Origin of the sequence: Baekduia sp., assembly GCF_035996765.1 — a bacterium.
In the GTDB taxonomy this organism is placed as follows: Bacteria; Actinomycetota; Thermoleophilia; order Solirubrobacterales; family Solirubrobacteraceae; genus Baekduia.
Genome location: NZ_DASYJG010000010.1, coordinates 42,604 through 51,996 on the forward strand (window position 1 = coordinate 42,604; position 9,393 = coordinate 51,996).

The 9,393-nt window shown below is 69.0% G+C and carries 9 protein-coding genes; 5 read left to right on the forward strand and 4 right to left on the reverse strand.

All coding sequences use genetic code 11. The annotated features are described in order from the left end of the window. Positions 1 to 40: 40 nt before the first annotated feature. Entirely contained in the window at positions 41 to 1,207 is a 1,167-nt protein-coding gene (locus VGO10_RS02190) for a patatin-like phospholipase family protein (RefSeq protein ID WP_327464681.1), read from the forward strand. On the opposite strand, the gene VGO10_RS02195 is transcribed toward VGO10_RS02190, so the two are convergent. From VGO10_RS02195 to VGO10_RS02210, 4 genes are all read right to left on the reverse strand, one after another. After that, positions 1,204 to 2,205, reverse strand: a complete 1,002-nt coding sequence (locus VGO10_RS02195; protein ID WP_327464683.1) for an acyl-CoA desaturase — start codon at positions 2,203 to 2,205, stop codon at positions 1,204 to 1,206. The two genes, VGO10_RS02190 and VGO10_RS02195, sit on opposite strands and share 4 nt — an antisense overlap. 88 nt (positions 2,206 to 2,293) lie before the next feature. Beyond that, positions 2,294 to 3,004 (reverse strand): hypothetical protein, encoded by a 711-nt coding sequence (locus VGO10_RS02200; protein WP_327464685.1) that lies wholly within the window; start codon positions 3,002 to 3,004, stop codon positions 2,294 to 2,296. A gap of 78 nt (positions 3,005 to 3,082) precedes the next feature. Beyond that, the gene (locus VGO10_RS02205) at positions 3,083 to 5,152 is read right to left on the reverse strand and encodes an MMPL family transporter (protein ID WP_327464687.1); all 2,070 of its coding nucleotides are present in this window, start codon (positions 5,150 to 5,152) and stop codon (positions 3,083 to 3,085) included. A 13-nt stretch (positions 5,153 to 5,165) separates the two neighbouring features. Further along, positions 5,166 to 5,876, reverse strand: coding sequence for a hypothetical protein (locus VGO10_RS02210; protein ID WP_327464689.1), 711 nt, complete (start codon positions 5,874 to 5,876; stop codon positions 5,166 to 5,168). Positions 5,877 to 5,970: 94 nt separating this feature from the next. On the opposite strand from VGO10_RS02210, the gene VGO10_RS02215 reads away from it, so the two are divergent. The 4 genes from VGO10_RS02215 to VGO10_RS02230 form a co-directional block, all read left to right on the forward strand. Beyond that, entirely contained in the window at positions 5,971 to 6,297 is a 327-nt protein-coding gene (locus VGO10_RS02215) for a multidrug efflux SMR transporter (protein ID WP_327464691.1), read from the forward strand. Then, positions 6,298 to 6,852, forward strand: a complete 555-nt coding sequence (locus VGO10_RS02220) for a TetR/AcrR family transcriptional regulator (protein WP_327464693.1) — start codon at positions 6,298 to 6,300, stop codon at positions 6,850 to 6,852. It begins immediately after the preceding gene. A 96-nt stretch (positions 6,853 to 6,948) separates the two neighbouring features. Then, positions 6,949 to 9,153: an MMPL family transporter gene (locus VGO10_RS02225; protein WP_327464695.1), complete on the forward strand. Its 2,205-nt coding sequence runs from the start codon at positions 6,949 to 6,951 to the stop codon at positions 9,151 to 9,153. Beyond that, a partial coding sequence (locus tag VGO10_RS02230) for a hypothetical protein (protein ID WP_327464697.1) occupies positions 9,134 to 9,393 on the forward strand: 260 nt, incomplete at its 3' end. The genes VGO10_RS02225 and VGO10_RS02230, both read left to right, overlap by 20 nt.

Consider the following 9,393-nt stretch of genomic DNA (forward strand, 5'->3'; position numbering starts at 1 on the left):
TCGGCGATCCGCTGTACGGCCCCTGAGAAAAGAGACGAACGTGCCTGACGGCGAGCTCTACGACCTGCGGGCCATCGAGCCCGTCACCGAACCCGAACCCGAAGGCCTGCGCGACGGCATCGCGCTCTGCCTGTCGGGCGGTGGGTATCGCGCGATGCTCTTCCACGTCGGCGCCCTGTGGCGCCTGAACGAGCTCGGCTACCTGCCGCGGCTGGACCGGGTCTCGAGCGTCTCGGGCGGGTCGATCACCGCGGCCACCCTCGGTCTGCGCTGGGGCTTGCTGGCCTTTGACGCCGCCGCGGTCGCCTCCCCGGCGTCCTTCGACGCCGCCGTCGTCACGCCGCTGCGCGGATTGGCGCGACAGACCGTCGACAAGGGCTCGGTGATCAGCGGTCTCCTCAGGCCGCGCCGCAGCATCGCCGACGAGGTCGTCCGCGCCTACCGCAAGCACCTGTTCGGTGACGCCACGCTGCAGCAGCTCGTCGATCGTCCGCGCTTCGTCATCAACGCCACCAACCTGCAGACCGGCGCGCTCTGGCGGTTCTCCAAGCCCTACATGGCGGACTACACGATCGGGAAGATCGACGCTCCCGACATCGCGCTCGCCATCGCCGTCGCCGCGTCCTCGGCCTTTCCCCCGTTCCTCTCGCCGCTGCGACTCGCCGTCGATCCCGGCGCGTGGGCGCCGATATGGCGGGGCGAGAACTTCCGGGCCCCGTTCACCAGCGGCGCCGTGCTCTCCGACGGCGGCGTCTACGACAACCTCGGGCTCGAAGCGGCCTGGAAGAGCTACCGCACGATCCTGGTCAGCGACGGCGGCGGCAAGATGCAGGCCCAGGACGCGGTGCCCTGGGACTGGGGCCGGCAGAGCTACCGCGTCAACGAGGTCATCGACAACCAGGTCCGCAACCTCCGCAAACGTCAGACGATCGCGGGCTTCCAGCGGAGTGATCGCACCGGCACCTACTGGGGGATCCGCAGCGACGCTGACGCCTTCGGCCCGCCGCCCGGCAGCCTGCCGACCCCGGTGGAGCAGACCCGCACCCTCGCCGAGACCAAGACGCGCCTGGCAGCGATGGACGAGCTGCTGCAGGAGCGGCTGATCAACTGGGGGTATGCGGCCTGTGATGTCGCGGTGCGGCGTTGGGTCGCCCCGGACGCCGATGCGCCCGGCGGCTTCCCCTACCCCGGCGCGCGCGTCGGCTAAGCGGCGCGCTCGCCGGCGTCGTCCGGCGCGAGCTTGCGCGCCTGACGCTCCGGCGAGATCTCCACCACGTCCCAGACCAGACCCGCGCGGCGCAGCCCGCGGATGACGAGCGACGACACGTCGAACTCGTACCAGCGCAGGCCGTGATGGGCCGAGGTCGGGAAGGCATGGTGATTGTGATGCCAGGACTCGCCCAGCGAGAAGAGCGACAGCCATGCGAGGTTGCGCGACTCGTCGTCGACATCGAAGCGCGTGCGCCCGAAGAAGTGGCAGAGCGAGTTGATGGAGTAGGTCACGTGGTGCAGGACGAGCATCCGCACCGCGCCGCCCCACAGCAAGCCGGTGAGCGCCGTGTCGATCGAACCGCCGATCAGCCAGCCGAGGCCGAACGGGAACGCGAGGCCCGCGAGGACCCAGAGCAGGAACGTGCGGTCGACGTAGGCGATGAACGGGTCCTTGAGCAGATCCGGCGTGTAGCGCTCGCGGTTGGCGCGCTGGGTGTGGATGAACAGCCAGCCGACGTGGGCGTGCAGGAGACCGCGCAGCGGGCCGTCGTGGCCGTGCGGGCTGTGCGGGTCGCCCTCCTTGTCGGAGAAGGCATGGTGTTTGCGATGGTCGGCGACCCAGGAGATGATCGGCCCCTCGATCGCGGCAGAGCCGAAGATCGCCAACATCCCCCGCACCCACGGCTTGGCCTTGAAGCTGCGATGGGTGAAGTGTCGATGGAAGCCAACGGTGATCCCGATCGCGCACAAGGCATAGGTGATCCCGAAGACCGCGATGTCTGACCAGTGCAGCAGGCTGTTCCACAGCTGCCAGCAGACGACGCCGAGGGCCAGGAACGGCAGGACGGTGATGGTGCCGGTGAGGAACCGATCCAGCTTCTCGTTGGCGGTCGGCTGGACGTCGTCGGCGGTCGGCCCGATCGCCGACGCGCCGGGCGCGGGCGGCTCGGATGCAGGCGGACGCGCGGGCGCAACGGTGCCAGACGGGCTCATTCCAGCAGCCTCCCTCGCGCGAGCGCCCGTGTCCCTATGGCACGCGGGCGACCTCTACGGGGGTTAACCCCCGAGTCGCGAGCCCTTCCTAGCTGCGACAGGCGACGCTGCCGCTGACGCCCACGACCTGCCCGGAGGCGTAGTGCCCCTCGGCGTGCCAGCGCCACTTGTGGTCCGGCGGGCAGTACGTGCTGGCGAGCCAGTCCTCACGACCGAAGAAGCCGTGGAAACGCTCCACCCGCAGCGGAATGCCGGCGACGATCTGCAGGTTGCGCGGGACCGCGAGGTGCAGCTTGTACCCCCAGCGTGGCGAGTTGAGCTTGGTGATCGTCGTGACCACCGTCTGCCGGACGCGGGCCGGCGTGGACAGCCTGACGTAGCTGTAGATCTTGGTGGCGCCGCCGTTGACGGCGGTGAACCTCGCGACGCTCGTGACGCCGTCGGCGTCGGCGGTGACCGTCCCGTGACCCATGATCGAGCGCGCGGGGCAGGTCTTCAGCCCGGTGCGCTCCATCGCCGCGAAGCTGCAGGTCGGGAACTTGGCGCCGTTGTACAGCGCGCCCTTGGGGATCCAGATGTCCACGTACTCCACGAGCGGCGGGTCGTAGTCATGCGGGATGTCGACCGTGCCGAGGACCTCGACCTTCACCCCCTGCGGGTGCGCGGGCGTGCCGGCCTTGTTCGGCGTCACCTTGACCACCGCCGCGACCTTGATCGGCACGATGTCCTGCCCAAACGCCAGCGCGGCGACGCCAAGGAGTGCCGCAGCGGCGAGAACCGCGATTCCGACCCGGAGCATGAAGCGGACGCTAGGGCAGTGAGCGCCGCTTTGCAAACGATTTTGCTGCCTAACGCTGTCAGCGAGCGATGCTAGACATCAGCCCCGCCCCACCGCCTGTGCCTCCCGCGTTCGGCCCGAGCCGCCGAACTTCGGCCTCCACCAACACCGCTCCCCCAACAACACCATCGCCGCAGGCACCAGAATCAACCGGACGAGCGTCGCGTCGATCGCGATCGCCACCGCCGCTCCGAACCCGAGCTCGGCGATCACCGGTACGCCCGTCACCGCGAAGCAGGCGAAGACGGCGACCATGACCAGCGCCGCCGCGCTGATCGTCCGACCGCTCGTCGCGATGCCGTCGATGACCGCCGTGCGCGTGTCGTTGCCCGCCTCACGCCGCTCGCGGATGCGGCTGAGCAGGAAGACCTCGTAGTCCATCGACAACCCGAAGACCACGGCCAAGATGATGGGGATGGTCACCGTGTCGATGTAGCCGTCGGGCTTGCCCCACGTCTGCCACGCGGTGAGGATCCCGAAGCTCGCCCCCACGCTGAGCACGTTCGCCGCCACCGCCTGCAGCGCCAGCGGAATCGCGCGCAGCATCAGCAACAACAACACGAACGTCGCCAACAGGGTCCACAAGGCGATCTTCCACAGCGACCCCGTGATCGCATGGTTGAAGTCGACCTGTGCCGCGCTGTTGCCGCCGACCAGGCTGCCGGCCGGCAGCTTCGCGCGCAGCCGCTTGATCAGGTCCTTGACCTGCGGCGCATCGGCGTTGTGGCGCGTCTGCACCACGATGAAGATCCAGCGTTTGTCGTCGGTGAGCGTGCGCACACCGGTCTTGATGACCTCCGGGTCGGCGCGCAGCACCGTGACCGACCGGCTCAACGCCTTGCTGCGCACCAGGATCTTCAGCGGTGAGCCGTCGCCGTCGCCGCGCACCGAAACGGCCGCCTCGAAGCCCTGCCGCGTCTCGTTGTCCTTGGGGAACTGGCGCAGAGCGCCATCGCCGGTGCGCAACCCCAACACCGGCGAGGCAAGGGCGAGCAGCACGAGGATCACCCCGACAAGCGACAACGCCGGCCGTGCCGTCACCCACAGGCTCCAGCGCCGGAACAGCCCCGAGTCGGGCTTGGCCGGCCCGATCCGTGGGCCCAGGACCGCCAGCAGCGCCGGCAGCAACAACGTGCACGAGAGCATCGCGACCAGCACCACCACGATGGCGCCAAAGGCCATCGAGCGAATCGCCGGCGTCGGGACGAGCAGCAGCCCGGCCAGCGCGATGACCACGCCGGCGCCGCTGAACAGCACGGCCACGCCGGAGGTCGCCATCGCCGACGCGCGCGCGGCAGCCTGCGTCGCGCCATCGCGCAGCTCCTCGCGGAAGCGCACGACGACAAAGAGCGAGTAGTCGACCGCGACGCCGATCCCGATCATCGACGCCATGTTGGGCACGTAGAAGCTCATCGTCGTATGGCGCGCGAGCAGCCCGATCAGCGCGCCGGTGATGAGCACCGAGACACCGCCGATCGCCAGCGGCAGCACGGCCGCGGCCAAGGACCCGAACATCGCCAGCAGGATCAGCGCGACGACCGGGAAGCCAACGCGCTCGGCACCCTTGAGGTCGTCCTTGGTCAGGTCGACCATCCCGGCCCACAGCGCGCCGGCGCCGACGAGGTGCAGTCGCACGGCCCCGTAGTGGCGGCCGTCGGCCAACCCGAGCTTCTTGCGCAGCACCTTGGCGACATCTGGCGCGTGGAACTCGTCGGCGTTGAGCCGCAGCGCCACAACGACAGGGCGTCCCGGGCGCGTGCGGGCGAGGTAGATCGCCGTCTCGGCGACCGGCTCCTGCAGGTCGACCCGTGGCGTCTCGCGCGCCGCCTTGCGCAGCGCGGCGATCGCCGCGCGGTAGTCGCTCAGCGGCGTGCCCTTGGGCGCGACGAGCACGGCGGCCAACTCGGTCGGCCGGTAGTCGATCGGGACGCTGGACTGCACCTCGGTCTCGACGCGTTCAGACGCCGAGCCGGGAACCTGGAAGCCGCCGCCCGTCAGATGGTCGGACTGCCCGAGCGCGGCCGGGACCGCCGCGGCGATGAGCAACGCCCAGGCAACGAGGACGGCGATGCGGTGGCGGCCGATCCAGTCGTGAACTGCGCTGAGCACCGGCCGAGCCTAGCTAGCTACGACAGGCGATGGTGCCGTTAGCGGGCACGACCTGCCCGGAGCTGTAGCGCCCCTCGGCGTGCCAGCGCCACTTGTGATCCGGCGGGCAGTACGTGCTCGCGATCCAGTCCTCGCGGCCGAAGGTGGCATGGAACGCCTCCGCTCTCAGGGGGATGCCGGCGACGATCTGCAGGTTGCGCGGGACCTTGAAGTCCAGCCGGTACTGCCAGGGCCCGGAGGTGAGCTTGGTGATCGTCGCGGCGATCGGCTGCTGGACGCGCGCGGGCGTGGACAGCACGACGTAGAAGTAGATGTAGTGGGCGCCCCCGTTGACGATCGTGACCTTCGGATAGCTGTTGACGCCATCAGCGTCGGCCTTGACCGTCGCGTGCCCCATGATCGAGCGCGCGGGGCAGGTCCTCAGCCCGGAGTGCTCCATCGCCCTGAAGCTGCAGGTCGGGAACTTCGCGCCGTTGTAGACGCCGGCCTTGGAGGTCCAGATGGTCACGGACTGCACGAGCGGCGGGTCGTAGTCGTGCGGGATGTCGATCTTCGCCCGCACGTCGACATGGACGCCCTGCGGATGGCTTGGCGTCCCAGCCTTGTTGGGCGTCACCTTGACGACCGCCGTGACCTTGATCGGCACGACGTCCTGGCCGAACGCGAGCGCGGCGATGCCGAGCAACGCGGTGGCGATGAGGACAGCGACTCCGACCCGGAACATGAACCGACGCTAGGGCAGTGAGGTGTGCTTTGCAAACGAGAACATGTCTTAACGCACCTTGTTACTATACCGTCCAGACGGTATAGTAACGCTCATGCCCGCCTTCCTCCTCCTCTCTCTGGCCATCCTCTCCGAGGTTGGCGCCACCCTTGCTCTGCGCGTCTCCGACGGGTTCTCCAGACCCATGCCGTCGGCGATCGTCGTCGTCGGCTACGGCATCTCGTTCTGGCTGCTGGCGCTTGCGCTGAAGGACATCCCCGTCTCGCTGACCTACGCGATCTGGTCCGGCGTCGGCACCGCGCTGGTCGCCGTCGCCGGCGTCGTTGCCTTCGGTGAGACCATGAACGTCATGAAGCTCGCCAGCCTCGCGATCATCGTCCTCGGCGTCGCCGGCCTCAGCGCGGCCGGCGGAGCGCACTAGGTGCCGCGGCGCCCCGCGGGCGAGACCCGCGACAAGCTGCTGGATGCCGCCGCGCGCCTCCTCCTGCGCGACCCTTCGAAGCTCACGCTCGACGCCGTCGCGCAGGAGGCGGGCGTCTCCAAGGGCGGCCTGCTCTACCACTTCTCCTCCAAGGCCCAGCTGCTAGACGCGGTCGTCGACCGCTGGGAGGCGTCGTTTCAGGCCGACATCGACGCGGCCGCCAACGCCGACGGCGAGCCCGGCGGCTGGACGCGCGCCTACGCCGACGTCTCCGCGCGCGACCTCACCGACGCGCACACGCGCGAGATCGACAGCGGCATCCTCGCCGTCCTCGCGCTGCAGCCCGAGCGGCTAGAGGCCGTCCGGTCCCGATACCAGGGCTGGCAGGAGCGGATCGTCGAGGACGGCATCGATCCCGTCGACGCCACGATCGTCCGGCTGGCCGCCGAGGGCCTGTGGTTTGGCGAGCTCCTGGGGCTTGCCCCGCCGACCGGCGAGCTGCGCGAGCAGGTGCTCGAGCGGCTGCGCAGCCTCACGCTCGCTGACCCGAGATGAGTTTTCGAGGCTGACTCGGTCTAAGGTTTCCGGAAGCGATGCTCGCCGTGAGCATCCTGCTCCCTCTCCCCAACCCCACCGGAGCCTCTTTCCCCCATGCGCACACTTGCCCGTTGGTGCTTTCGCCACCGCTGGATCGTCCTCATCGGCTGGGCCGTCGCCCTCGTCGGCCTCTCCGCGATCCACGCCGCCGCCGGCAGCAACTACAAGGACGAGTTCAAGCTGAGCGGCACCGACAGCTTCGACGCACTGCACCTGCTGCAGAAGTCCGCCCCCAAGGCCTCCGGCGACCAGGAGCAGCTCGTCGTCGCCGTCAAGGACGGCAAGATCACCGATCCCCAGACCAAGGCGCGCGTGCAGACGGCGCTGGACGCCGTGGGCAAGATGCCGCACGTCGCGTCGGTCGCGTCGCCGTTTGACACCGGCAACGAGGCCCAGGTCTCCAAGGACGGCAGGATCGCGTTCGCAACCGTCACGCTGGACGACGACGTCGTCGGCGTGCCGATCGACGCCTCCAAGGACATCGTCTCCAAGGTCCAGAGCTTCAGCAAGGACGGGCTGCAGGTCGAGATCGGCGGCCAGGCGATCGAGCAGGCGCGCCAGCAGGGCGGCGGCGGTGTCGGCATCGGCTTCATCGCCGCGCTGGTCATCTTGATGGTGGTCTTCGGATCCTTCCTGGCGGCGATCCTGCCGCTCCTGACCGCCGCGTTCGCGCTGGGCGTCGGCGTCGCGGTCATCGGGTTGCTGTCGCACGCGCTCACGATGGCGTCGTTCAGCTCCGAGCTCTCGCTGCTGATCGGCCTCGGTGTCGGCGTCGACTACGCGCTGTTCATCGTGACCCGGTACCGCCAGGAGATCATGCGCGGTGCGACACCCGAGGACGCCGCGGTCAACTCGCTCGACACCTCGGGGCGCGCGGTCCTGTTCGCCGGCATCACGGTCTGCATCGCGCTGCTGGGCATGTTCGCGTTGGGCGTGTCGTTCCTCTACGGGGTCGCGACCGCCGCATCGATCGTCGTCGCCTTCACCGTGCTCGCCGCGCTGACGCTGCTGCCCGCGTTCCTGGCGCTGTTCGGCAAGCGGGTGCTGACCGGCAAGCAGCGCCGTGCGGTCGCCGCCGGCGAGCTGACGACCACCGATGAATCGCCCGCCTGGGCGCGGTGGGCCGACATCCTGCAGAAGCGGCCGGTCGTCCTCGCCGTCTCGGCAACGGTCATCATGCTGCTGCTCGCCGCGCCCGCGCTGTCGATGCGCCTGGGCTCCTCAGACGCCGGCAACGACCCCGCCAGCTCGACGACGCGCAAGGCCTATGACCTGCTCGCCCAGGGCTTCGGGCCCGGCTTCAACGGGCCGCTGCAGCTCGTCGCCGAGGTCAAGGGCGACGAGGGCAAGGCGGCGTTCACGCGCGTGGTCGACGCCGTGCGAAAGACCGACGGCGTCGTCGCGGCGACCAAGCCGGTGATCGTCGGCAAGAACATCGCCTTGGCGCAGGTCTACCCGCAGCACTCACCGCAGGACGCGGCGACCAGCGACCTGGTCAAGCATCTGCGCACCAGCGTGGTGCCACCGGCCGAACAGGGCCAGGTCAACGTGCTGGTCGGCGGCTCGACCGCGATCGGGATCGACTTCTCCAAGGTCCTGGGCGACAAGCTGCCGTTGTTCATCGGGATCGTCGTGCTGCTGTCGTTCCTGTTGTTGATGGCCGTCTTCCGCAGCCTGGTGATCCCCGCGATGGCGGCGGTCATGAACCTGCTGTCGGTCGCCGCTGCCTTCGGCGTCGTGGTGGCCGTCTTCCAGCACGGTTGGGGCGCTGAACTGATCGGTGTCGACCGCACCGGGCCGATCGAGGCGTTCCTGCCCGTGATGGTGTTCGCGATCCTCTTCGGGTTGTCGATGGACTACGAGATGTTCCTGCTCAGCCGCATCAAGGAGGAGTACGACAAGACGGGGGACAACGGACTCGCGGTAGCCGACGGACTGTCCGCCACGGCGCGGGTGATCACTGCGGCCGCACTGATCATGGTGACGGTGTTCGGGTCCTTCGTGTTCGGCGACGAGCGCGTGATCAAAGAGTTCGGACTCGGGCTGGCCGTGGCGATCCTCGTCGACGCCACCATCGTCCGCATGTTGCTCGTGCCCGCAACGATGGAGTTGCTCGGTGACGCCAACTGGTGGCTGCCGAAGTGGCTCGATCGCATCCTCCCGAACGTGCACATCGAGGGAGAGCCTGATCTCGATCAGGAGATCGAGGAGTTGCTCGAAGCGTCTCCGGTGGTAGTAGATGAGGGTGCCCCTCGCTGATTGGCCGGTCATCCGCCAACTACTGGCGGGTGACGTCCATGGCTTGGGTGCATCCGCGCGGTCAGCGCAGACCGAGCAGCTCCACGCTCGGACGGTCGACGCCGACGAGCACGTGCGGTCGGTGTGCCCCTACTGCGCGGTCGGGTGCGGGCAGATCGTGTCGGTACGCGACGGACGCATCACCAACATCGAGGGCGACCCGGACTCGCCCATCTCGCGGGGACGGTTGTGCCCGAAGGG